This window comes from Flavobacterium palustre (assembly GCF_014639535.1).
GTDB lineage: Bacteria > Bacteroidota > Bacteroidia > Flavobacteriales > Flavobacteriaceae > Flavobacterium > Flavobacterium palustre.
On the sequence record NZ_BMGA01000008.1, the window covers coordinates 187,076 to 212,118 of the forward strand.

At 34.1% G+C, this 25,043-nt stretch carries 18 protein-coding genes; 6 read left to right on the plus strand and 12 right to left on the minus strand.

Annotated features, from left to right (window positions below):
* Positions 1–7 precede the first annotated feature (7 nt).
* Complete coding sequence (locus IEV84_RS14370) at positions 8–2,131, plus strand: OmpA family protein (protein WP_188495118.1); 2,124 nt, start codon at positions 8–10, stop codon at positions 2,129–2,131.
* 156 nt (positions 2,132–2,287) lie between these two features.
* The gene (locus IEV84_RS14375; protein WP_188495120.1) at positions 2,288–2,842 is read left to right on the plus strand and encodes a fasciclin domain-containing protein; all 555 of its coding nucleotides are present in this window, start codon (positions 2,288–2,290) and stop codon (positions 2,840–2,842) included.
* 156 nt (positions 2,843–2,998) lie between these two features.
* Here IEV84_RS14375 and IEV84_RS14380 read toward each other — a convergent pair whose 3' ends face one another.
* The 3 genes from IEV84_RS14380 to IEV84_RS14390 form a co-directional block, all read right to left on the minus strand.
* Complete coding sequence (locus IEV84_RS14380; RefSeq protein WP_188495122.1) at positions 2,999–3,550, minus strand: acyl-CoA thioesterase; 552 nt, start codon at positions 3,548–3,550, stop codon at positions 2,999–3,001.
* 27 nt (positions 3,551–3,577) lie between these two features.
* Positions 3,578–5,023, minus strand: a complete 1,446-nt coding sequence (locus IEV84_RS14385) for a rubredoxin (protein ID WP_188495124.1) — start codon at positions 5,021–5,023, stop codon at positions 3,578–3,580.
* A 76-nt stretch (positions 5,024–5,099) separates the two neighbouring features.
* Positions 5,100–8,618, minus strand: a complete 3,519-nt coding sequence (locus IEV84_RS14390; RefSeq protein ID WP_188495126.1) for a nitrate reductase — start codon at positions 8,616–8,618, stop codon at positions 5,100–5,102.
* 857 nt (positions 8,619–9,475) lie between these two features.
* Between IEV84_RS14390 and IEV84_RS14395 the strand changes: the two genes are divergently transcribed.
* The 4 genes from IEV84_RS14395 to IEV84_RS14410 all read left to right on the plus strand — a co-directional run bounded on the left by IEV84_RS14395 (position 9,476) and on the right by IEV84_RS14410 (position 13,279).
* Positions 9,476–10,711 (plus strand): CmpA/NrtA family ABC transporter substrate-binding protein, encoded by a 1,236-nt coding sequence (locus IEV84_RS14395; protein WP_229732698.1) that lies wholly within the window; start codon positions 9,476–9,478, stop codon positions 10,709–10,711.
* A 118-nt stretch (positions 10,712–10,829) separates the two neighbouring features.
* Positions 10,830–11,717 (plus strand): nitrate ABC transporter permease, encoded by an 888-nt coding sequence (gene ntrB, locus IEV84_RS14400; RefSeq protein ID WP_188495128.1) that lies wholly within the window; start codon positions 10,830–10,832, stop codon positions 11,715–11,717.
* A gap of 103 nt (positions 11,718–11,820) precedes the next feature.
* On the plus strand, positions 11,821–12,627 hold the full coding sequence (locus tag IEV84_RS14405; RefSeq protein ID WP_188495130.1) for an ABC transporter ATP-binding protein: 807 nt from the start codon (positions 11,821–11,823) through the stop codon (positions 12,625–12,627).
* 103 nt (positions 12,628–12,730) lie between these two features.
* Positions 12,731–13,279, plus strand: coding sequence for a chlorite dismutase family protein (locus IEV84_RS14410; RefSeq protein WP_188495131.1), 549 nt, complete (start codon positions 12,731–12,733; stop codon positions 13,277–13,279).
* Positions 13,280–13,283: 4 nt separating this feature from the next.
* On the opposite strand, the gene IEV84_RS14415 is transcribed toward IEV84_RS14410, so the two are convergent.
* The 9 genes from IEV84_RS14415 to IEV84_RS14455 form a co-directional block, all read right to left on the minus strand.
* Positions 13,284–13,793 carry an HPP family protein gene (locus IEV84_RS14415; protein WP_188495133.1) on the minus strand — a complete coding sequence of 170 codons (510 nt, stop codon included), beginning with the start codon at positions 13,791–13,793 and terminating at the stop codon, positions 13,284–13,286.
* Positions 13,794–13,942: 149 nt separating this feature from the next.
* Positions 13,943–14,353 carry a nuclear transport factor 2 family protein gene (locus IEV84_RS14420; protein WP_188495135.1) on the minus strand — a complete coding sequence of 137 codons (411 nt, stop codon included), beginning with the start codon at positions 14,351–14,353 and terminating at the stop codon, positions 13,943–13,945.
* 12 nt (positions 14,354–14,365) lie between these two features.
* Complete coding sequence (locus tag IEV84_RS14425; protein ID WP_188495137.1) at positions 14,366–14,890, minus strand: TetR/AcrR family transcriptional regulator; 525 nt, start codon at positions 14,888–14,890, stop codon at positions 14,366–14,368.
* A gap of 525 nt (positions 14,891–15,415) precedes the next feature.
* A complete protein-coding gene (gene coaD / locus IEV84_RS14430) occupies positions 15,416–15,871 on the minus strand; it encodes a pantetheine-phosphate adenylyltransferase (RefSeq protein ID WP_188495139.1) in 456 nt (151 codons plus the stop codon).
* Positions 15,872–16,076: 205 nt separating this feature from the next.
* On the minus strand, positions 16,077–17,096 hold the full coding sequence (locus tag IEV84_RS14435; protein WP_188495141.1) for a glycoside hydrolase family 43 protein: 1,020 nt from the start codon (positions 17,094–17,096) through the stop codon (positions 16,077–16,079).
* Positions 17,097–17,111: 15 nt separating this feature from the next.
* The gene (locus IEV84_RS14440; RefSeq protein WP_188495143.1) at positions 17,112–18,548 is read right to left on the minus strand and encodes an MFS transporter; all 1,437 of its coding nucleotides are present in this window, start codon (positions 18,546–18,548) and stop codon (positions 17,112–17,114) included.
* Between the two features lie 154 nt (positions 18,549–18,702).
* The gene (locus IEV84_RS14445) at positions 18,703–19,821 is read right to left on the minus strand and encodes an endo-1,4-beta-xylanase (protein ID WP_188495145.1); all 1,119 of its coding nucleotides are present in this window, start codon (positions 19,819–19,821) and stop codon (positions 18,703–18,705) included.
* Between the two features lie 16 nt (positions 19,822–19,837).
* Positions 19,838–22,738, minus strand: a complete 2,901-nt coding sequence (locus IEV84_RS14450) for a glycosyl hydrolase 115 family protein (RefSeq protein WP_188495147.1) — start codon at positions 22,736–22,738, stop codon at positions 19,838–19,840.
* A gap of 15 nt (positions 22,739–22,753) precedes the next feature.
* Positions 22,754–24,919, minus strand: a complete 2,166-nt coding sequence (locus IEV84_RS14455) for an alpha-glucuronidase family glycosyl hydrolase (protein ID WP_188495149.1) — start codon at positions 24,917–24,919, stop codon at positions 22,754–22,756.
* Between the last annotated feature and the right edge of the window lie 124 nt (positions 24,920–25,043).

A 25,043-nucleotide genomic window follows, 5' to 3' on the forward strand; every position in this document is an offset into this window, starting at 1 on the left:
GATGACAATGAAAAGAATATATCTTATTTTAATTGTATTGACAGTACAATTTTCTCAGGCGCAAACACAGGATTTACAAAGAGCCAAACGCTTATTTGAAAGAACGTATTACAGCGAAGCTATTCCGTTGTATGAAAGTATTTTAAAAAGCAATCGTTCTCTGGAAGTTGTTAAAAACCTTGCTGATTCCTATTATTATACCAATGATTATGCAAATGCACAAAGAAATTATCGCTTTTTAATTGCAAGATTTGCTGAGAATCTGGATGGCGAATATTATTTCAGATATGCTCAAACTTTAAAAGCTTCCGGTAGTTATGATGAGGCGAATAAAGTAATGCGTGATTATTTTTTTAAAACCAACAATCAAAAAGCCATTGAAAATCTTGAAAAAGAGAATTTGATTTTGGAAAATATTTCGGCTTTAGGCAATCGTTTTGAAAGTAAAAATATGCCAATCAATACACCAAATTCTGAGTTTGGAGCAGTAAAATATGGTGACAAATTAGTTTTTTCAGCAGTAATAAGAAAACCTTATACTTTTGAAAAAGTCTATAAATGGAACAACGAAAGTTATTTGGATTTAATGTCGGTTGCGCTTAAAAATCCGAAAATCGATTCGATTCGAAAATTTGCTGTCGAATTAGCTACTCCTTTGCATGAGTCCAATGCTGTTTTTACTAAAAACGGGAAGACAGTTTATTTTACGCGCAATAATTCAAAAGACGGTGTAAGAGCTAAAAATGAACAAAAAGTTTCTGTTCTTCAGATTTTTAGAGCCGAGTTAGTTGATGGAAAATGGCGAAATATTATCGCTTTACCATTTAACAGTGACAATTATTCAGTAGAACACCCTGCTTTGAGTAATGATGAGAAAACCTTGTATTTTGCATCAGATATGCCGGGTTCTTTAGGTTCATTTGATATTTACAGTGTAGCTATTTTAGGTTCGGATTATGGAACACCAAAAAACCTTGGTGCTACAATTAATACTGATAAAAAAGAACAATTTCCTTTCATTTCTAAAGATAATAAACTGTATTTTTCATCTAATGGTCATGCCGGTTATGGGTTTATGGATGTTTTTGTTTCTGAAATTAAAAATGGAGATTTTACGAAACCAGTAAATATTGGTTTACCTGTAAATTCAGGATACGATGATTTTTCGTTTGTAATTGATTCAGACAGCCAACAAGGTTATTTTGCATCCAACAGAAAGGGAGGAAAAGGCGGTGATGATATTTATGAGATTAGCGAAATTCAGCCTTTGGTAGTTGAAAATTGCATGCAGTATATTTCGGGAACAATTACGGATGTTGATACCCAGCTTCCTTTGGCTAATGCCAAAGTCATTCTTCAGGATACTAAAAATAAAGACATAGAAAGCATTATCACTTCAGCCGACGGACGTTTTTCTTTTTCGGTAGATTGTGAAAAGAACTACACTGTTCTGGCTTCGAAAGAAATGTACACTAAAGCTTCTAAGTTTTTAATATTGTATAAAGATCGCAAGAAAGTAAACGATGCTTCGATGGCATTAAAGTCGGCAGAAAGTATCAAAAAAGAAGAATTAGCGGCTATTGAACTAAAGAAAAAGGAAGCTAAACTTCTTGCTGAAAAACAGAAAAAAGAGGCAGCAATTCTAGCTGAAAAAGCAAAAGTTGAAAAAGAAGCTGCCGCAAAAAAAGCCATTGCAGATGCTGAGAAACAGAAAAAAGAAAAAATAGCTGCTATTGTTGCTGCTGAGAAAGACATTGTAAAAGATAAAGAAAGGCTGCTCATTAAAACCGATCCTATTTACTTTGATTACGATTTATGGTACATTCGAAAAGAATCAAAACCAATTTTGAACCGTGTTATCGAATTGATGAAGAAATATCCGGAAATGGTGGTCGAAATAGGTTCGCATACTGATAATCGCGGAAATGATAAGTACAATTTAGATCTTTCTTCTAAAAGAGCTACTTCTACAAGAGAATATTTTATAAGCCAGGGAATTCCGGAGAAGCGAATTTTTGCCAAAGGTTATGGTGAAACAATTCAGATTATAAAATGCAATCCAAGTGAATCCTGCACCGAAGAGCAGCATGAGCTGAACAGAAGAAGCGAATTTGTGATAAAGAATTTATAAAAATAAAATAGTATTGATATAAAAGTGAGATTCTGAGAGTCTCACTTTTTGTTTTTAAACAATTGTAAATTAGTGATTTTATTTTTTTTATAATTTTTAAAACCAAAAGCAAACTGTTGTCGTAAATGTTTTTAAATAACCTTAAAAAATACATTTATGAAAACTACACAATTAGTATCAGTAGCCTTTTTTGCCCTAGTATTTGGAGTAACTTCTTATGCTCAAAAAACAGTAATGGTTGGTGGAGCGCCTATGTATCCTACCAAAAACATTGTAGAAAATGCAGTTAATTCTAAAGACCACACAACATTAGTTGCTGCGGTAAAAGCTGCCGGATTAGTTGAAACTTTACAAACGGCCGGTCCGTTTACTGTTTTTGCACCTACTAATGCCGCTTTTGAAAAATTACCGGAAGGTACAGTTGAAAGCCTTTTAAAACCCGAGAATTTAAAAATGTTGCAAACTGTTTTGACTTACCATGTGGTGGCAGGAAAAATGAATGCTGCTGATGTTGCTAAAGCTATTAAAGCCGGAAACGGAAAAGCTGTTTTGAAAACTGTTAGTGGCGGAACTTTAACAGCCTGGATGAAAGGAAAAAAAATATACATCACGGATGAAAACGGGTCGATGTCTGAAGTTACAATTACCGATGTAAATCAGTCTAATGGAGTAATCCACGTAGTTGATACCGTTTTATTGCCTAAATCATAGTTGTTTGTTAATTTAGATTGTTGAGAATGACAAGCTGGAGTGATTCACTTGATTATTCAAAATCAAAAAGCACAGCATTACACTGTGCTTTTTGCGTTTTAGATGTTGTTTATAGATTCGGCCGTTTTAGCAAACGGTCGGGTTTATAGCAACATTTTATTTTTCAAAGTCCACTTTGACTTTGTATTCGTTTGATTTTAAAATATTTTCAATGGATCCAAAAGTAGCAATGGTTTTTTGGTATTCTTTTTCTTTTTTTAGGGCAATTTGTCTCAAAGCATTTTGAAAACGGCTTACTTCTTTTAATGTGGTAAGAATCAATCCCGGAACAGCCGTGTTTTTTCCTTCCTTATCTTTGGCAACCATTGTAAAATAAGAAGAATTACAATGTTTGATTACTCCGGTTTGAATGTTTTCGGCTTCTACCCGAATACCAATAATCATCGAACTGTTTCCCACATAATTTACGCTGGCTTTCATTGTTAGCAGTTCGCCTACTTCAACCGGTTTCAGGAAGTTTACCGTGTCAACCGAAGCGGTTACACAATAATTCCCGGAAAATTTAGAGCCACAGGCAAAGGCAATTTGGTCCATTAGTGATAAAATATAACCACCATGGATTTTTCCGCTAAAATTAGTGTGCGAAGGCAACATTAATTCAGAGATTGTTATTTTTGAAGAATCGACAGTTTTATATTCGGTACTCATAAATATTGTTTTTGTGTAATTTCGATGTTAAATATCTTGTTTTTCAGCTGTTAAAAGTACAAAATTAGATTTTGGAGATTCACACAACGAACAGCAATAATCTGCAGGCAAATCATTGAATAAAATGCCTTTTTCAATTCCTTGTATGGCATCACCATATTCAGAGTTGTAAATGGTCAAACATTCAGAACATTGGTAAACATCATGTACCTGTTTTTCCTTTTTAGTGGCAGCAGCTGCATTGTTTTCAATTGGAGTATTATTTCCTAATTCGTTGAAGTATTTTTTACTCAATTCAATAAGAATGCTAGGCAATTCGAGTTTGTCAATATCTTGCGTATGAATGATGTATTCCCGAGTGTTGGGGTCAAAATGTTTGGCATACAATACATTGTAAGTATCTCTGATTTTAATGGATTCCAAATCTTTTGGTAATTGGTTTTTTTCGATAACAATAGAAGTAAAATAATGTCCCTCACGATTGTAATCGGAAATGCCAAAAGTAAGTCCGTACGTACTGATGTCAAACTGATCTAATGTTCTAACCAAAAATGTTTTCAGGTTCAAAGACCAATCGGTTGCTACGGGCAGGTGCCAGTTTAATTCTAAAAGCGAATGGCGCACATTGATTCCTTTTTTTCCAAGAAATTTTTCCCAATCCAACTTTCGGTCCTTTGGAATTCCTTTTATGATGAAGGATTTCCATGGGGTGATACATATTTTACCAATTTTGCAATCAAAACACAAATCGCACATTTCTTTTAGAAATTCTAAATCGTACAAGTTGTTTCTCCAGTATAATCCAAGCCAGTACTGATCGATTCCTAAACGGTTCATTCCTTCGTAATATGGAAACGGATAAAAAGGAACATTTAGGGCTTTGTCTATTGTTCGGTTATTAGTGTCTAAATTTTCGCTTACAAGATTGAAAATCATCTCGATTCCTATAGTAGGATCTTCATTAACGATGCGTTCTATTTCGTAATAAATTTTAGAAATATCCCAGCTGTAAATTAATACAGGATAAACTTCCATACGTTGCCAGTTAGGCAAGCGAATGTATAAATACCAATAATCTTCATGCTCAGAAGCGATAAAGTTGATATGACCTGTAAATAAAGGAACTAATTGTTGTTTTGGGTCGGTGATGTTTACTTTTAAAACCGGTTGTTCCTTAAATTGTTCTAAAACATACAGGAATTTATTACCGGTAAGCCAAGGTGTATTTCTAAAAATATCGGTAGAAACATAAGAAGATACAATGTTGTTTCCGCTTTGTTCATTAGGATAAACGATATGTAATTTGCCATTATTTTCTGTTTCCGAATACTGAAATCCATCAGGAAAAATAATGTCTTGTCTGGAACCAAACGAAATTGTTTTCAGCCCTTGCGCCATACTCATATTTACAATATTTCGTAATTCTCCCGGCGAAATAACGCCTCCTTTTACTATTAATCGTGTTAATTCCATGTTCTTTAAAGTTTATGGTTTGTCGTTTATTGTTTATAGTTACCGAACACTGAACTACAAATAATAAACTACTACCTTATACACATTTAGCTAAAATTTCTTTTACTTCGGTTTTGCAACTGCCACAGCCTAAACCGGCTCCGGTAGATTTGCATAATTCTGTAAAATTTGTTGTTCCTGCTTTGACAGCTTCTTCGATATTACCACTTCCTACCTGACTGCAGGAGCAAACTAATTTGCCTACAACGGGTTTAGCCGTAGCACTACTGCCTCTTAATAATTGATTTCGTTTGTCTGATAATTCGATTTTGCTTTCAATCATGGTTTTGAATTCGGCAAATTCATTTTTATCACCCATTAAAATAGCTCCTATCAGTAAATCATCTTTTACGATACATTTTTTATAATAGCGTTTTTTCAAATCGGCAAAAACAATCTCTTCGTAGCTGTCGTCATTTTCAGGAATGCTGACTTCACCAATACTGCAAAGATTGATGTCTTCGAGTTTTAAGATGTTCATTAATACTGAACCTTTATAGAAACTACTGATATCTCCCGCTAAAAAGTTAGCTAAAATATCCGCTTGTTCTTCGGCAGCAGAGGTAATTCCGAACAGTTTACCGTCAAATTCGGCAATTTCTCCAATGGCAAAAATGTCAGGATTTGATGATTGTAAATACTGATTTACTTTTACTCCGCGTCCGCAGGCAATTCCGGATTCTTTGGCCAGTTCTATGTTTGGAATGGTTCCAATGGCGTAAACAATAGCATTTGCGGTTAAAATACGTCCACTTTTCAGAGCTATTTCGAGTTCGTTAGCATTATCTGTTTCAAATACGGTACTTACCTCGTTGTCAAAATAGATTTGGATATCCCGGAGTTGTACCTCTTCGGCCAATAATTTACAGGAAATACGGTCTAATTGACGTTCCATTAATCGGGAAGCCCTTTGAACTATGGTAATTTTTACTTTTTTATGTTTTAGGGCTGCTGCCAATTCCAAACCTAATAAACCACCACCTACAATTACTACGTGTTGCTCTTCGGGCGCTAAATTAGTGCTGTCCAAATAATTTTTTAATCGGTCGGCATCTTCTTTTTTACGCATGGTAAAACGTCCCGGTAAGTGTAATTGGGCATTTTCGGGAACAAATGGTCGGCTGCCTGTAGCAAGGATTAAGTTGTCAAAAGTATGAGTTTCGCCACGGCTGTCTGTTATTGATTTGGTAACAGTGTCAATGTTTTTTATGCCTACTGACGATTTTAAAGTAATATTAAGTTTGCTTAAACCTTCCTGATCTTTTACTTTTAATAAATTTTCCCAGGATAATTCATTGGTAACATATTCCGGAAGTAAAACGCGATTGTAAAAAGGATTCGCCTCATTAGAGAAAACGATAATTTCATCAGTACTATTGAGTTCTCTGTAATTTTGGATGAATCTAAAAGCAGCCGCTCCGGCACCTACTATGGCTATTTTTTGGAAAGGTTTTTCGTATTTGGCTACCGCTACAGCAGTGTATTTAAAATCAGGTTCTTTAGAAACAGGATCAATAACTGTATTGGTTAGATTATTGGTTCGGTTTAGATCGTTGTCTAATTGTTTTCCCCAGTGCATTGGCAGGAAGACAACTCCTTCTTTGATAGCATCAGTTACAGTTGCTTTAACACGAACTTCACCATTTTTACTGCTCACCACAACAATGTCACCATTTTCAATTCCTGTTTTAAAAGCATCGATAGGATTGATTTCTAAAAACGGATTTGGAATATGTGATAACAATCGGGATACTTTTCCGGTTTTAGTCATCGTATGCCATTGGTCTCTGATGCGACCGGTAGTTAGAATAAACGGAAATTTGTCGTTGGGTTGCTCCGAAGTATTTTCAATAGCTGTTGGCAAATTGAAAATGGCTTTTTGCGAAGGCGTATAAAACTTTTTATCAGTAAAAAGGCGAGGTGTTCCCGGATGTCCGTAATCCGGAACAGGCCATTGAAAAGTACCTTCGTGTTTTAATCGGTTGTAATTAAGGAAAGAAATGTCAATGTTGGTGTTTTTAGTCATTTGACAATACTCCTTATATACTTCTTCAGTAGTGTTGAAGTTGAAACCGTTAAATCCCATTTTTTTAGCAAATCGGGTAAGTATTTCAAAGTCAGGTAGCGCTTCTCCGGGTGCGTTAATTCCTTTAGGTAAATAAGAAATACGTCTTTCGGAATTGGTCATGGTTCCTTCTTTTTCTAACCAACCGGCAGCCGGTAATAATAAGTCGGCATATTTAGCGGTATCAGCCTTGTGTGATATTTCCTGAACCACTACAAATTTGGCATTTTGCAATGCTTTTTCCACTTTTCTGGAATCGGGTAAACTTACCATAGGATTGGTACAAATGATCCAAACCGCTTTCATCTTTCCGGATTCTAAGGCTTCAAACATTTCGGTGGCCGTCAATCCCGGTTTTTCAGAGATGCTGTCCACTCCCCAAAAATCGGCTACTTCCTGACGATGTTCCGGATTGTTTAATTCCCTGTGGACGGCTAATAAACTGGCCATTCCGCCCACTTCTCTTCCGCCCATAGCATTAGGTTGTCCGGTTAAAGAAAAAGGTCCTGAACCTGGTTTCCCAATATGTCCGGTTAATAATGAGATATTTAATAAGGCTGTGTTTTTATCTACTCCCACCGCACTTTGATTCAATCCCATAGCCCAAAGCGAAAGAAATCCTTTGGCTTTGCCAATTAAATCGGCAGCTAAATCAATTTCTTTGATGGAAATTCCACACAGTTGAGATGCTTTTTCTAATGAGGTAGAAAGCACCAAATTCATGTAGGCATCAAAATTTTCAGTGTGTTGTTTGATGAAATTATTGTCTGCATAGCCTTTTTCGATAATTCTTTTGGCTAAAGCATGGTATAATATAATATCGCTTCCCGGCAGAATTTGTAGATGTAAATCGGCAGTTAAGGCTGTATCCGTTTTTCGCGGATCAATTACAATAACCTTTACATTTGGATTTTTCTCACGGTGTTGTTCTAAACGTCTGAATAGAATAGGGTGGCACCAGGCCGGATTAGCACCTGTGATTAAGAAAGTATCGGCTAGTTCAATATCTTCATAAGCAATTGGCACGGCATCTTCCCCAAAGGTTTTTTTGTAACCCACTACTGCCGAACTCATGCAAAGTCGGGAGTTGGTGTCAATATTATTGGTTTTCAGAAAACCTTTAACGAGTTTGTTTACCAGATAATATTCTTCGGTAAGACATTGTCCGGAGATGTAAAAACCAACACTGTCCGGACCATATTTTTTTATCATTGACGAAAATACAGCCGCCGCACGATCTAAACCATCGTCCCAGCTCACACGTTCCATAGGGTGTGATTTGCTCCAACGCATTTCAGGATACAGAATCCTGTCAGAAGTATCGTTAGCCACATAATGTAGATTCATTCCTTTAGAACACAGCATTCCTCTGTTTACAGGATGATCTTTGTCTCCTTTTACAGTTACTCCATTAGTAGAATCTTTGCTTACAATGATTCCGCATCCTACTCCACAATATGAACACGTAGTTTTGATTTCTGAATTTTGCATTATCATCGGTATTTTTTAATTGCGAAATCTTTTTAAATAGCAGATACTATTTTTAAAATGTAAAAATACGTATTTATTACGTATAAGTACGTAATTTTTTTAAAAAATTTGCAAGTTTGCCAAATAGCTAAAAGAAGACTAAAATAATGCTTTTTATCTTTTTTTTGGTTTAAAAAACAATTATTAATTCAAAAAAGTAATCCTGAGGTAATTGTTGATTTTTGATTTTTAGAAAGTATTTTCCTGATAATAAAATTTATGCTAAATATAATTTGGGGTTTATCTGTCCTCTAAGGATGAATAAGAAAAAGTTTTTGTATTGGTTTGATATTTAGCGATTTTAGGTGGTAGTGATCCGTTGATTGATATAATTACTTTGGTTGGATTACTATTTTAGGTTGTTTTTTATCAGACCTATATTATGGTGTTGTTTTTTCAAAAGATGGATTTTTTGTCTTTGGATTTTAAAATTTCAGAGAACAATAAGTTGAATTAAGGTAATATAAATACTTCGTAAACATATTTTTTTCGGTGACTGTATATTATAGGTATAGTGCTTAATTTTTTTTCCGATATAAATTTAGTTATAAATGTCTGTTTTATGCGTGTTGTTTTGATTATACGTATTTATCTTGTAGATAATAGCCAGTTGTTTTTTTAGGTACTTAATTTTTATTTCTCCAGTGTTTACGGATGTTTTTTGTTGTTTTTTGCGTTTTGGCAAGATTTTAAATGATTTTTAATCTTCGGTTTACTGTTTTAAAAAGTTGTTTTTGACTGGTTTTTAGATGGTTTTTAAGTATTAATACTTACGTAGATTTGCTTCATACAAAACATAAATAATTAAAATTGTAAAAATGGAAAAATCAACTCAAAAAACAGCAAAGTTCTTTTCAAGAGTCTTATTAGCGGCTATAGTAACCGTGTTTTCTTTATCTGCAATGAAAACAAACGCGCAGGGTGGAGAACCAATAAAATTAGGATTTATTCCTTTAACGGATTGTTCGCCTATTGTAATGGCTAAAGAATTAGGTTTATTTAAAAAATATGGTGTGAATGTGGTAGTAACAAAAGAGTCTTCATGGGCTAATGTTAGAGATAAAATATTGACAGGAGAATTAGACGGAGCACACTGTTTGTATTCGATGCCTTTTTCAGTTTATACAGGAGTAGGAGGTAAGGCCGGATCAGAAATGAAAATTGCTATGATGCTTAACTCAAACGGACAGGCTATTACATTATCAAATGATTTTTGCGGAAAGGTAGGATTTAAAGATATGGCTAAAGTGGCACCGGTAGTAGCAGCTAAGTTAAAAGCTGAAAAAGAAGTGACTTTTGCGATGACTTTTCCAGGAGGAACACATGATTTGTGGCTTCGTAACTGGTTAGCTTCAGCCGGAGTAAATCAAAAAACATCTAAAATTATTACTATCCCGCCTCCGCAAATGGTGGCTAATATGAAAGTGGGTAACATGGATGGATTCTGTGTTGGTGAGCCGTGGGGAGGAGTTGCTGCTATGCAGGGAATTGGATTTACACAAATTGCTACTCAGGACATCTGGAAAGATCATCCGGAAAAAGCATTGGTAGTAAATAAAGATTTTAGTGCTAAAAGAAGAGAGGATCTTAAAAAAGTAATGAAAGCAGTAATGGAAGCTTGTATTTGGCTGGATGTTCCTGCAAATCGTAAAAAAACAGCTGACATTATTGGAAAAGCTCCTTATGTAAATGCTAACAATGATGTTATCCAAGATCGTTTAAATGGAGAATACAACTTGGGTTGTAAGCTGGGACAAAAAATCTACAAAGGAGACCAAATGGTTTTTCATAAAGGAGGGATGGTTAATTTTCCCCGTAAATCACATGCTATTTGGGCAATGGCACAGTTTGTTAGATTTGGATATTTGAAAGAAGCGCCAAATTACAAAGCGATAGCCGATAAATTAATTCTACAGGATTTGTACAAAGAAGTAGCGGCAAGTATGAAAGTAAAAGTACCTGCAGATGATATGAAACCATTTTCACTTACAATGGATAAAACGGTTTTTAATCCTTTAAATCCGGCAGCTTATCTTAAAGTAGTTAAAAAATAAAAAAAGCATAGTCAATCATCCCTCTTGAAAGGGAGGGATGTTTGATAAAAAAAAGTACACATAATAAAACAAAGCAAAAAAAGCATTACAAGGAAGTTAAACTAAAAAAGATTGAATTATGTCAGAAAGAGAAATAGTAGCAGTAGGAACTTATGAGGAGGTAAAAGCAGCTTCGGTAGCCACTTCTCAGAGTAAAGAAGGCAAAAACGAAAAATTAAGTTTATTAACTGAAAAACTTATAGAAAAATCAAAATCAGGTTTTTTGGCCGCATTAGGATTAATTATATTTGGAGGCGTTTGGGAATTAGTAAGTAGTTTAACTACAGGTGCTTTACCTACTCCAATCGCAACATTAACGGTTTTATATGAAATGATTAGCGATCCTTTTTATGATTACGGTCCTAACGACAAAGGAATCGGATTGCAATTATTTAACTCTATAAAAACCGTATTATTAGGTTTCTTTTTAGGCTCATTGGTAGCTATTCCTGTAGGGATATTAATGGGAGCAAGTACTGTTTGTAAACAACTTTTTTACCCTATTGTACAACTTTTAAAGCCGGTTTCACCGTTAGCCTGGTTTCCTATTGGGTTAGTTGTATTCAAAGACACCGGATTAGCAACAATTTTTATTGTATTTATTACGTCATTATGGTCAACATTAATTAATACTTCTTTTGGTATTGCTTCTTTACCACAGGATCATAAAAATGTTGCCAAAGCATTTGGATTTTCTAAAATGAGATACCTGACAAAAATTTTAATACCGTTTAGTTTACCTCATATTATTACCGGTTTACGTTTGAGTATTAGTGTGGCCTGGTTGGTAATTGTTGCAGGTGAAATGTTATCCGGAGGAGCCGGTATTGGATTTTTTGTATGGGACAGTTGGAATGCACTAAGTCTTGAAAAAGTAATATCAGCCATTATTATCATTGGTATAGTGGGATTACTTTTTGACAAATTATTTACTTACATAGAAAACAAAGTGGCTTACAAAGCTTAAGGAAAGGCGCTAAGGTTCTGAGTAGTTAAGATACTAAGTCTGAAAATCAGAGCCAAAATCTAAAATCTAATATCAAAAGTCTACAATCTAAAATCGAAATATCATGAGTTATTTAGAAATCAAAGATTTGGAAATTTCGTTTCCAACACCAAAAGGGAAATATACAGCCGTAAGAGATATTAATTTATCAATTAAAAAAGGCGAAATCATATCAATTATTGGACATTCCGGTTGTGGAAAATCCACCATCTTAAATGCTATTGCGGGAATGTTGACACCATCAGCCGGTTCGGTAGTATTAAACAATCAAAATATTAAAGGACCGGGACCTGATCGAGGAATTGTTTTTCAAAACTACTCTCTTTTACCTTGGTTAACTGTTTATCAAAACATTTATCAGGTAGTGGATTCAGTTATGGAAGGTACTGCTTCTGAAAAACAGGACATTGTTGAAAAAAACCTTAAAATGGTTAATTTATTCGAACATAAAGACAAGTTACCGGGACAGCTTTCAGGAGGAATGAAACAAAGAGTGGCTATTGCCCGTGCCTTTGCTATTAATCCGGGAGTTTTATTAATGGACGAGCCTTTTGGAGCTTTGGACGCGTTGACTAAAGGTTCGATGCAATTAGAAGTTTTGAAATTGTGGAATTTGGATAATCGTGAAAAAACCATTGTAATGATTACACACGATATTGAAGAAGCTTTGTTTTTATCAGACAGGATTATTGTTTTGAACAATGGCCCATCTTCAACGATAAAAGAAATTGTTGAAGTGCATTTGCCAAGACCAAGAAACAAAATTGAAATTGTAAAAATGCCCGAATATATTGAGTTGAGAGATAAGTTATTACACTTATTAACAGATCATTTCTCAATTGAAGACATGGGAATGAAATATAAAAATTAGTTTAATTTGTTTTGTTTGTTTTTTAATCCCTATTGTGGTCCTGACAATAGGGATTTTTCAATAGTATCGATTAGTTTTTAATGTGTAATTAAAATGATGTTAAATGAATAATACCGTTTTTGATTTTGTTGGCGGAACAACAGGAGACTGGAAAGTGATAAAAGTAGCCACCTTAAGAGGGGATGATTTGCCCGAGATAACTCATATTAATAAGGTTGTAAGTTCTCTTGCTCATAATAATAGTGGAATTTGGACTCTAAAAGGTGTAATTAGTAATTTGAGATACACCGAAAAAGCCGAAAAAGAACAATTAATAGCTATTCAGGAAGATTTAGGCCGACCATTAGCTACTCATGCCGCATTTATTCCGTTGCGAAAATCGGCTGAGTGGTGGAATCTCGCTCAGGATGAAAGAAGAAAAATCATGGAAGAAAGTTCCAGGCATACCCATACCGGACTTCAATATTTACCTGCCATTGCCCGAAAATTATTCCATAGTCGGGATATAGGTGAAGTGTTTGATTTTTTAACCTGGTTCGAATTTGCTCCTTCTGATGAAGAAGCTTTTGAGGAACTATTGTATAAACTTCGAAAAACAGAAGAATGGAATTATGTGGAAAGGGAAGTAGATATTCGACTAATTAAAGTTTAAATGTTTATAGCCAATATTTTGGGTATTTCCTGTAAGGGCTGATATTATTAAACAATAAAGCGATAATCGTTATAATCACAGAACCAGATAAAACAGGGTTTAATAAAAAATCCCAATGACAAGCACCTAATATAACAACTAAAGGGTCCGCACCTGCAGGTGGATGTGTTGTTTTGGTCAGTTGCATTGTTCCTATAGCTAATCCAACACCTAAAGCAAGCGTGTACCATTGGTTGCCAAATAAGAAAAAGCAGCAAAGCCCTATGAATGTAGAAATCAAGTGTCCGCCAATGATATTTCGGGGTTGTGCTAAAGGGCTATCGGGCACACCAAAAGCCAGTACGCAGGTAGCTCCAAATGGTGCCATAATAAAAGGCATCTGGAGATTCTTTGTAAGAAAAGCTAGTATTGTAATCGCTATAAAGCCACCGAGTGCTGAATAAACTGAAAATTTAACTGTTACTGGTTTAGGGCTTGTATCAGCAGTTTTAAATTTGATAATGTAATTTTTCATTTTACTGGAATTGATTTTTTTAGTTCCTTTTTAATTGTATGTTTTGAGATACTCCCTGTTTTGGTAACAAACCTCTTTTTTTTAGTTTATAGAGGTTTGTTTGTGTTTTTAAGTTGCACAATATTAATATATTACAACTGCCTTCTGTTTTATAAATATCTTTCAGACTCATTTATTTCTAAGTCATTTATATTTGCATATCTTTTCTTCATCAAGCCATTTTCATCAAACTCCCAGTTTTCATTTCCATAAGCTCTAAACCATTTTCCATCTTTGGTTTGATACTCATATTCAAATCTGACAGCGATTCTATTTTCTGAATGCGACCAATACTCTTTTTTGAGTTTGTAATTCAATTCTCTTTTCCATTTGTCGGTTAAGAATTTTACAATTTCTTCTCTTCCATTGACAAAAGTACTTCGATTTCTCCATTCGCTGTCAATGGTATAGGCTAATGAAACTTTCTCTGGGTTTTGTGAGTTCCAGGCATCTTCAGCCATTTGAATTTTCTGCTTTGCGGTTTCCAACGTAAAAGGAGGAAGTGGGTGTTTCTGTTCCATTTTGTTATTAATTTAAATTATACTTTTTACTATTGCTATTGATTTGTTTACAATTTCGTTTGACTGAAACAATTGACTTTCTATAATAGAACCTTCAAATAGAATATAAATATGTGTCGCCAATAATTCATCCTTTATTAGCTGATTAAAGAATACTCTCAAATCATTTTTGTGTGATTGAATTACTCTAAGAATACTTTCTTGTTCTTTTGATATTTCGGATAAAATATTAAGAAAACTGCAACCTCTGAAATTTTCTCTCTCGTTCATTTGTATGATAAAGTCAAATGCACTTACAATTTTTTCTTTTTGTTTTTTTGATTTTGAAGTGAAATCTACAAGCTTACTAAACCAATATTCATGTCTTCTATTTAGAAACTCAATACATAAGTCATCCTTAGATTTAAAATGCTGGTAAAAGCTGGCTTTCGCAACATTAGCCTCACTTATAATTTGGTTAATTCCGGTACTGTTGTAACCTTGTTGATGAAATAAAACAGAAGCTTTTTCTAGTATTCTTTCTCTTGGTGCACTCATCAGTTCTTTATTTTTTATCAAATGTATAAAAAATAAAACATACAGACAAGTCTGTTCGTTTTTTTTGTTGATTTTTTTTTGAAAAGTTTTAAAAATCAGCTTTACAACGTCTAAAAAGTACTATTAATAGGAGGGAGAAGTAATCGTAAGCAATCTGTATTCGTATTTATTTTTTTTAAGAAAAGAAAAGATTGTAAATCAAATCTATTTAGGAATTGTTTTTATAAATGCAACGAATTATCATTCATTTAAGTAGTAGCCTATTGATAACGAGAAGCAATAAGATTTAAGATACTTAGCATGCCATTGCCCGAAAATTATTCCATAGTCGGGATATAGGTGAAGTTTTTGATTTTTTAACCTGGTTCGAATTTGCACCTTCTGATGAAGAAGCTTTTGAGGAATTATTGTATAAACTTAGAAAAACTGAAGAATGGAATTATGTGGAAAAGGAAGTAGATATTCGATTAATTAAAGTTTAATTTTTAATTCCACTCTTCCAGCTTCTAACTTCCGGCTCCCAACTTACTTCGTTCTGACAGCTTTAGGAACTAATAATTCATATTCTCCACCATTTCGAAGAACATCTCTTACGATGCTGGAACTGATGTATGAAGTGCTGGCTGCGGTTAATAAAAATACAGTTTCTATTTTTGACAGCTCCCTGTTGGTGTGTGCTATGGCTTTTTCGAATTCAAAGTCGGCAGGATTGCGCAAACCGCGAAGAATAAAATTAGCGTTGATTTTTTTGCACAAATCAATGGTTAAGCCTTCATAAGTAATAACAGAAATCTTTGGTTCGTCTTTAAAAGTTTCTTCAATAAAACGTTTTCTTTCTTCCAGAGGAAACATGTATTTTTTTTCGGCATTCACCCCGATAGCAATAACAATTTCATCAAAAAGCGGAATTCCTCTTTTGATAATGTCTTCATGACCTAAGGTAATTGGGTCGAATGACCCCGGAAATATGGCTTTTCTCATGTTAGAGTATTTAAGATTCTGAGCTGCTAAGTTACAAAGATTTTCAGGAGTAAGTTTCTTGTTTTGTAACTTCAGTTTTCTAGATAAAAAAAACAGGACAAAAGATTGTTTAATCTCTTTTCCTGTCTTGTTTTTAAAACGAACTAAATCTCGAATTATTTTCTTTAAGATTTGGAGTGTTTTTACTATTAAGAGTGCTATACCATTAATTTTTGTACGGGTTTAAAGGAACAATCGTACCATCTTCATTATAATTTATCTCGGCAACTTTTATTGACCTCAGATGGGTAACTCCTTCAGATAAGCTCGAGTCATGGTAAAATAAATACCATTTACCTTTGTATTCACATATAGAATGGTGTGTTGTCCAGCCAACTACAGGGTTTAAGATTCGTCCTTTGTAGGTAAATGGTCCGTAAGGATTGTCTCCAGTGGCATAGCAAATAAAATGTGTGTCTCCTGTTGAGTATGAAAAGTAATATTTTCCATTGTATTTATGCACCCAGGAGGCTTCAAAAAATCGGCGGTCATGATCTCCGGCCAATAAGGGTTTGCCGTTTTCATCCAGAATAAGGATTTCTTTAGGTTCTTCGGCAAATTGTTTCATATCCTCGGAAAGTTGGGCAACAATAGGGCCTAAAGCTTTTTTATCAGCATGAGGTTCTTCATTTATTTCTGAATAAATATTGTTTCGGTATTTTTGAAGTTGGCCTCCCCATATGCCACCAAAATAGATGTAATATTTACCATCTTCATCTTCAAAAATGGCTGGGTCAATGCTATAACTTCCTGCAATTGCTTCCGGTTCAGGAATGAATGGGCCAATAGGAGAATCGCTTATGGCTACGCCTATTTTAAAAATACCGTCATGTGCTTTTGCCGGAAAATACAAATAGTATTTACCCTCTTTATGTGCAGCATCCGGAGCCCACATTTGTCTTTCAGCCCATGGCACGTCATCTACGTGTAAGGCTACTCCATTGTCTTTAGCTTCTGAATCAATAGAGTCCATTGAAATAACATGGTAATCTTCCATCCCAAAATGGTCTCCATTGTCATTAAAAGGAATTCCGGCATCAATATCATGTGAAGGATAAATGTAAATTTTACCATCAAAAACATGAGCAGATGGATCGGCAGTATATATATGATTTATTAAGGGTTGTGAAATTGCTTTTTTATTTAATTCGGCAAAATCAATTTGTTCTATACTATTCTCAGGCATAACTTATTGCATTATTTATTGTTGTCTTCTTTCTTTTAATTCGCTTTCAATTTCCAGCTCCATTTTTTTATTGATTTCATAGAAAAAAAGTATTCCTACACCAATTAAAAATGGAATAGCAGGGAAAATGCTTATCAATAATTTTATTCCGTTTATCGCACTATCTTGTTGGGTAATTGAATTAGGAGTGTAGTTAAAATAGCTTAGAAACCAAGTTGTTAATGAACCTCCAATACTTAATCCCGCTTTTAATCCCACCATCATAGCTGAAAATATAATAGCAGTGGCACGTCGGTTATTTTTCCATTCTGAATAATCGGCTACATCGGCTATCATTGCCCATAAAATAGGGATGGTAATTCCGTAGAAAAAGCCATGTAGAATTTGAGATACAAATATTAAAATAATGGATTCAGGAGAGTAGAAATAAAAAGCTATTATAAAAAGTGTTGATACTAACAAAAAAAGTCTGAAAACATCTCTTTTACCGTATTTGTCGGCCAATTTTTTTGAAAATGTAATTCCCACAATCATGAAAATAATTCCTCCAGCATTAAATAATCCAAATCCTGCTGAGATAGGGTCTTCTCCAAAAGGATTAATTCCCATTGAATTAAAACAATCTAGTAATGGTTGTACAAATAGAGTTAACTGCTCTTTGTTTACATAATTTTCAAAATAATAAACGTAAGCTCCACCTTTCATTGCCAGGGTTACAAAAACCAAAGTGGTTAGTGTTAGCATGATTACCCAAGGCTTATTTTTTAATAAATCACCTAAATCTTCTTTCAAACTTGATTTTTGTTCCGGTTTAGGGATAATACGCTCTTTAGTTGTCAAAAAGGTAATGATGAGCATTATTGTTCCAATTATTGCTAATACAGTCATTACTTTTTCGATACCAATAGCTTTATCGCCATTACCTGCCGTTTTAATAATGCCAAGCATGAAAACCTGTACAAAAAATTGGGCAAACATTACAGCAACAAAACGATAGGATGACAAACTATTACGCTCTTTCATTTCTCCTGTAATAACACCGCTAAGTGCTGAATAGGGTAAATTATTGCTGGCGTAAAAAAGTAAAAGCAATGTATATGTTGCTACAGCATAAATAACTTTTCCCTGATAAGAGAAATTAGGAGTAGTAAAGGCTAATAAAGCAATAATACCTAAAGGAATTGATGTAAATAATATCCAGGGACGAAATTTTCCCCATTTAGTTGAAGTTCTGTCGGCTATAGCTCCAATAATTGGATTGAATATAAAAGCCGCTATAAGCCCTACTACCAGCATGATTATGGATGAATCTTTTGCTGATAAACCATATATGTCGGTATAGAAATACGCGAGATAGGTCATCAGGGTTTGGAAAACCAAATTTGCGGCAAGGTCTCCTAAACTGTATCCAATTTTTTCTTTTATGGATAGTTTTTCGGTGGTTGAATTCATTAGGTGTGGTTTAATAGTGTATTTATCTTCAAGATAATTTTTAGCGTATTTGTATTAAGAACTTCCAACTTAAACAATCGGTTGTGTAAAAGTATATAAAAAATTGCTTAAAACAAGAAATTAGCGTTTTTTTATCTGTTTTAGAGAATTATGTTTAATTGTTCTTAATGTCTAAAACACTGAAATAGGCTTTTTTAGATTTTAAATCAGCGTCAAATAATAGTGGATAATCGGTTCTTCCTTTAATTGGAAAATCATTTAGCCAGGACTGAGTATCGTTGACTCCCCAAAATGTTACTCTGCTTATTTTATCTTTATGTTTTAAGAATAATTTAAAAATATCGGCATAACGTTGAGCTAATTTAACCTGCATTGAATCCGGTAAAGATTTTGGATAAGGATTCATCTTTTCATTATTTTCAAATCTTTGGCTTATTTCAGCGCCTTGTAATCCATAAGGACTAGGAAGTACAGAGATGTCTAATTCTGAAAAAGCCACTTTTATTCCAAGAGCAGAAAAATCCAGAATTGTTTTTTCTATTTCTTCAAGTGTTGGTGTATCTAAATGCCAATGTCCCTGTTCTCCAATGCCATCAATTTTAGCTCCACTTTTTTGAAGATTTTTTACAAGTTCAACAGCTCCTTGTCTTTTTTTAGCATTGCATAGATTGTAATCATTGTAATATAAATCTACTTTTGAATCAGCCTTTTCAGCTGTTTTAAAAGCCAGTGTTAGGAATTCCTTTCCGTAGGTTTTTAAAAAGACTGATTTTCGTAATGTTCCATCTTCATTCAATGCTTCATTTACCACATCCCAGGAATCGATTTTTCCTTTGTACCTTTTCACTACAGTTGTAATATGATTTGTCATCATATTAGCCATGCTTGCACTGTCTTTTATTTTTGTCATCCAAGGTGCTAATTGGCTATGCCATACAAGAGTGTGTCCATGAATGAACATGTTGTGTTTCTGTCCAAAAGCCACATATTTATCACTCACATTGAAATCAAACTTATTTTCTTCGGGTTGAAGAAACATCGATTTCATGATGTTTTCGGGTGTGATGCTGTTGAATTCTTTAGCAATTAGTTGGGTTGTTTTAGCATCTTTTTCTTCTATTTGATTAATATCTAATGCAGTACCGATATAAAAATCATTTTTATAGGCATCTTTAAGTGAGCTTTGGTTCGCTTTTTTTTGACTTATAGCGGTACAGCTGCTCAGTGTAATTACAGCCGAGAAAAATAGTAGAAAAGGTTTGGTCGATTTCATGGTCTATATTTTTTGATTAATTTTTGATGTTTGAACTTTCAGGAGGACCCAGTTTAGTTGTTTTTAATTCGCTTTTTTCAGTTTCTATAATGATTTTTTGAAGAACTAAACCTTCATCAACCCGATAATAATTCAGCGTATGATTTCCCGGTTTATCAATTTTTAATTCAGTAGTAATAACTTTGATATTCTCGGTTACATCTTTGTCCCAATTCTTAGTCACCTTACCATTATAATCAAATATAATTGGGTCTGAAGCATAATTTATTTTAACAGGTTTTTCGTTGTCAAATGATAATCCATAATACATACCTTCTCTTGTAGAATAGTTAATAGTAGGAGAGAAATGCAAATGAACCTTTACTGTTCCTGCGTTTTTAAAATGTACATCATACGATAGTTTAGGCGAATTCTCATTCAATTCTACTCTTCCTTTTTTTATTGGTAATGAAATTACGGCTCCGTCAGTTTTTCCTAAATTATCAACAACTTTCCACTGGAATGAATCTGGTTCGGATTTATTTGAAAAATGTACGGCTTTTATAGCTATAAATCCATTGTTTTCAACAAAACCTTTCTCAGTAGTTATTTCAGTATTATTGGTTTTGATAGCAACAGCTATTTTTTTTCCAGCTCCTGAAATAGTCACAATTTCGGTATGACTTCCCTGAGGTGCTTTTTCCCAATCTATATTTACTGTGATTCTTTCTTGTTTATCAATACTTACTTTTGATTTAGATAACTTTATCCAATTTGATTTGGATTTGATTTTGAAATAAAAAGGAGTGGTTCCTCTGTTGAAAATATCAATATAAGAAGTGCTGTTTTCAGAAGAATTAAAGCTTGGTAATACTGCTTTTTCGGTTGTATTTGGCCACCAATTTGATGCCCCTTCAATTGCAACTCCTAATTCAGCTTTTACAGGAACTTCAATAGTTTTTGTTTTAGGAATAATATTTGTTCTTGGATCCTGCCAATTGGTATATCCAATATGAGTTTGCGACATCATGTGATTCCATTTCCCATTCGCCATTGTTTTATTATAATAGGTCGAAAGTTCCGCGTCTTTGTTAAATAATTCTTTTACTTTTTCAGCATATTCATTGGTTGCAGCTCTTCCCTGATTAGCATATAAATTGTTTTTTGCTGTCGTAACATACAATTCATTTAGGTTTGCACTTGCCAAAATAGGGTATAAGAGCAATTGATAAAAGGCATCTTTGTATTCTGGTTTGAGCTGAGCATTAATTTCCTGTGCTTTCTGAACCAATTTATTGTAATTTGAAACTACATTTTCGGCTTCATTATAATGGATTAAACTATAGGTAGAAGAATCCAATTGTTCAGGTTTTCTACTAGCATTGTATTTGGAATACATCTTTAAAAGAGTAGCAATGTCTTCGGTATTTTGTCCTCCAAAATTAGTTGCAGCCCATTGATTGTAATAATCGCTTAGATTACTTTCGTTCCAATATTCCGGATTCCAGGCATAATCTAAGAAGAATTCGATAGGGAATTCTAAGGGTTTTATATCACCCACATTTACAATCCAAATTTGATTTACTCCATGTTCATAGGCTAAGTGCATTTGTTCCCAAGTGCGTTCAATTTGGTAAGTATTGATCCATTTGTAACTTCGAGGTCCTCCTACATAGTCAAAATGATAGTAAATACCATAACCTCCTTTTCTGGGTTTTGCATCTAATGCCGGTAATTTTCTTAGATTTCCCCAATTGTCATCACATAATAATAAAGTGACATCATCAGGAACCTGCATTCCTTTGTCATAATACTCTTGAACTTCTTTGTATAGAGCCCACATTTGAGGTATTTTTTCGGCAGGTTTTTGAGTAATTGTGCTTATGATTTCACGTTGCGTTTTAACAATGTTTTCTAAAAGTTCAATAGCAGTTCCTTCTGTCATGGGTTCATCGCCATCGCCTCTCATTCCAATGGTTAGCAGTGTTTCTTTATTTCCCATTCTTTTAACTCCGTCTGTCCAGAATTTTTTTAAACCTTCAGGATTTTTATTAAAATCCCATTCACCATTTACGGATTTATTCCATTCGCCATGTGCTTTCGCCAGTGGTTCGTGGTGTGAGGTTCCCATAACAATTCCGTATTCGTCAGCCAGAATTCCGTTTTGGGGATCATCAGCGTAAAATTTTTCGCTCCACATGGCTGGCCATAAATAATTTCCTTTCATTCTAAGGATTAATTCAAATACTTTCTCATAGAATTTAGCATTAAATTTTCCATAGTTTTGACGAACCCAACCAGTAAGGGCAGGAGCTTCATCATTAATGAAAATTCCACGGTATTTTACTTTAGGTTCTCCTAAAGAATGAATTCCAGGGAGGATATGTAATTCTGACTGTTTTTTTGCAGGAACATCCGCCCAAAATGCCCATGGAGAAACACCAATTTGGTTTGAAAGATCATAAATACCATAAATAGTTCCTCTTTTATCAGACCCTGCAATTACTAAGGCTCTTTTAACCCCCTTAATTGGATTTTCTACAATTTGAGTTGTGAATTTTTCCCATTTACCTTGTAAAAGTGAGGCGTTGATTTTGCCTTCTTTAGCTAATTGGTCAATTATGGAGCTTTTTCCTAATGTACCTATGATTACGACATTTTCTTCTGAATTTATTTGATCTTTGAAAAGTTTTGGCATTAAGCCAGTAACTGTATTGATGTCATTTTGAAGATGTCCAACAACTTTTATAACGCCTGAAAAATCATTATTACTAATTAATAATGAAGCTATTTGGCCTTTTGTTGCCAAAGCAAAATTTTCAGAAGAAGATTTACTGGTTACATATTTTGTTGGGTTTACAGCATAGCCATTGCTACTTGACAGGACAAGTAAAAAGTTGGATAAGAGTAGGTAAAAGTGTTTCTTAATTAACTGCATTTGATTTAATTTTTATTAATTACCGGGTGCAAATGGGAATTTTAAGGATTTAAAATATTCCAGAGATTGAGTTGGTTTTTCGACTCCTTTGGGTAGCTCTTTTCCTGAAAATTGTTGAAAATACAACAGGCAGGCATCACGCCACCATTTAGCTTCTTTATTTTGAATATTTAAAAGCATTTGAACTTCTTTAAATCGCTCCTTATCAATATAATTTGTCATTTTATTCCAGGTTGCATTCATTGAAGCAACTTCATCAACTCCTTCCTGATATTTTAAAGCTATTCCGTCCCAAAGCGATTGACCATTCTTTAATTTATAATCCCAGGACAGATGATGAAACCATAGCAAGTCTTTTTCAGGACAAGTTGTTACATCGTCAAATAATTTAGCTACTTCAGGAGCATATTGAGCTGTAGCATTGCTTCCGGTTTTAGAGCGGTCAAATCCGATTCCTTTAGTATCGGCTTTATGATAATAAGTGGGATTCCATTCAGGTCTTGATAAATTGCCAACCCAAGGTCCCGGGCCATAATGATGACCTGTGTCCATGATGTGATGTAATCCTAACGGAGTCATATAGTTTACAACAGCTTCTCTGGATTGTAACATCATTTCTTTAACTGGTTTGACAAAATTTTCATCATTAGAAAAAGTGCTTTTTAACCATTCATCGGCAATGATTTCTGAATCCAGATAAGGATTCCAGGCTAATCTTCCAAAGCCATACCAATTGGCTTGCGCAAAAGGATGTCCTGTCCAGTTTAAGTCATTTCCAATATTAGCTACTCCGGCAATTCCTGTAATTTTATTGTTGTATAAAGAACCATCAATTACTTTGGCAACAGTAGCACCTTTGCTTTTTCTATAGGTGTCTGATTCTAATACTTCCTGATATAATTTAGGCAAATAAACTAAATGCGTACTAAAACCTAAATATTCCTGAGTGATTTGGAACTCCATCATAGTGTTGGTTTTTGGCATGGCTCCAAATAGCGGATGAAAAGGCTCTCTGGGTTGAAAATCTATCGCTCCATTTTTTACCTGAACAATTACATTGTCTCTAAATTTCCCATCATAAGGGACAAACTCACTATAGGCTTGTTTGGCTCTGTCGTCGGCATCATGTTCTGAATAAACAAAAGCACGCCACATGACGATTCCGCCAAAAGGAGCTACTGCATCGGCAAGCATATTGGCGCCATCAACATGATTGCGATTATAATTTTGGGGTCCTGGCTGTCCTTCAGAATTTGCCTTTACTAAGAATCCCCCAAAATTAGGAATTCGGGCATAAATTTCTGCTGCTTTGTTTTTCCACCAATTGATTACATCTGCATTTAATGGATCAGCAGTTTTCAATCCTCCAATTTCTATAGGAGCAGAAAAACGTGCCGTTAAATATACTTTCAATCCATAAGGTCTGAAAGCTGTTGCTAAAGCCTGAACTTTTTCTAAATATTGCGGTGTTAATATGAGTGCATTGGCATTCACATTATTTAGTACGGTTCCGTTTATACCAATAGAAGCATTTGCACGCGCATAATCTATGTAACGCTGGTCAATAAAATCGGGTAGTTTGTGCCAATTCCATAATGAAAAACCAGCGTAACCTCTTTCTATTGTTCCGTCTAAATTGTCCCAATGATTTAATATTCTTACATCTATTTTAGGCGAATCAATAATGTTTAGGTTTTCTATTGATTTATTGGTTTGAATTAGTCTTAAAAAATTGAAAACTCCATATAAAACAGCCACATCATTTTTTCCGGTGATTACTATATTTTTTTTGCCTTTACTGGTAATGGTTTTTATTATGAAACCGTCTTTGCTGACTTTTTCAAATTCTGATTTCAAATTTTCCTGAAGGGTAAGGGGTAGGGATGATTTATTTCCTATTACTATTAAATTATTTTGTTCATTATCAGTAGGATGAGTAATTTTTTTACCTAGCATATTTTCAAGTCCAAGCTCAAGTTCTGCTAAGGCAACTTTTAAGGTTTCCGAACTCCCTAATATTTCAATTCCCTGAATTGTATTCAGGTATTTAGTTATAATTTCACGATCAGTTTTAGACTCGTATTGCAACCATAATTTATAATCTTTTTGTGCAGTTGCCGTAAAAGACATAGCATAAATAATAATGATATAGAATATTGATTGAATGTTTTTAAGTTTCATGTGTCTTTTACTGTAGCTTATTTTTGTTTATATTCTGTATTATTTTAATAAAAAAAGAATATTTGATAATAATGAATCAGAATAAATACATTTATATTTGCAATCGGTTGCGTAAAAGTATAGT

Coding starts and splice junctions, on each gene's coding strand:
- IEV84_RS14370 (WP_188495118.1), top strand. CDS start 8: ATGAAAAGAATATATCTTATTTTAATTGTATTGACAGTACAATTTTCT.
- IEV84_RS14375 (WP_188495120.1), top strand. CDS start 2,288: ATGAAAACTACACAATTAGTATCAGTAGCCTTTTTTGCCCTAGTATTT.
- IEV84_RS14380 (WP_188495122.1), bottom strand. CDS start 3,550: ATGAGTACCGAATATAAAACTGTCGATTCTTCAAAAATAACAATCTCT.
- IEV84_RS14385 (WP_188495124.1), bottom strand. CDS start 5,023: ATGGAATTAACACGATTAATAGTAAAAGGAGGCGTTATTTCGCCGGGA.
- IEV84_RS14390 (WP_188495126.1), bottom strand. CDS start 8,618: ATGCAAAATTCAGAAATCAAAACTACGTGTTCATATTGTGGAGTAGGA.
- IEV84_RS14395 (WP_229732698.1), top strand. CDS start 9,476: ATGGAAAAATCAACTCAAAAAACAGCAAAGTTCTTTTCAAGAGTCTTA.
- ntrB (WP_188495128.1), top strand. CDS start 10,830: ATGTCAGAAAGAGAAATAGTAGCAGTAGGAACTTATGAGGAGGTAAAA.
- IEV84_RS14405 (WP_188495130.1), top strand. CDS start 11,821: ATGAGTTATTTAGAAATCAAAGATTTGGAAATTTCGTTTCCAACACCA.
- IEV84_RS14410 (WP_188495131.1), top strand. CDS start 12,731: ATGAATAATACCGTTTTTGATTTTGTTGGCGGAACAACAGGAGACTGG.
- IEV84_RS14415 (WP_188495133.1), bottom strand. CDS start 13,793: ATGAAAAATTACATTATCAAATTTAAAACTGCTGATACAAGCCCTAAA.
- IEV84_RS14420 (WP_188495135.1), bottom strand. CDS start 14,353: ATGGAACAGAAACACCCACTTCCTCCTTTTACGTTGGAAACCGCAAAG.
- IEV84_RS14425 (WP_188495137.1), bottom strand. CDS start 14,890: ATGAGTGCACCAAGAGAAAGAATACTAGAAAAAGCTTCTGTTTTATTT.
- coaD (WP_188495139.1), bottom strand. CDS start 15,871: ATGAGAAAAGCCATATTTCCGGGGTCATTCGACCCAATTACCTTAGGT.
- IEV84_RS14435 (WP_188495141.1), bottom strand. CDS start 17,096: ATGCCTGAGAATAGTATAGAACAAATTGATTTTGCCGAATTAAATAAA.
- IEV84_RS14440 (WP_188495143.1), bottom strand. CDS start 18,548: ATGAATTCAACCACCGAAAAACTATCCATAAAAGAAAAAATTGGATAC.
- IEV84_RS14445 (WP_188495145.1), bottom strand. CDS start 19,821: ATGAAATCGACCAAACCTTTTCTACTATTTTTCTCGGCTGTAATTACA.
- IEV84_RS14450 (WP_188495147.1), bottom strand. CDS start 22,738: ATGCAGTTAATTAAGAAACACTTTTACCTACTCTTATCCAACTTTTTA.
- IEV84_RS14455 (WP_188495149.1), bottom strand. CDS start 24,919: ATGAAACTTAAAAACATTCAATCAATATTCTATATCATTATTATTTAT.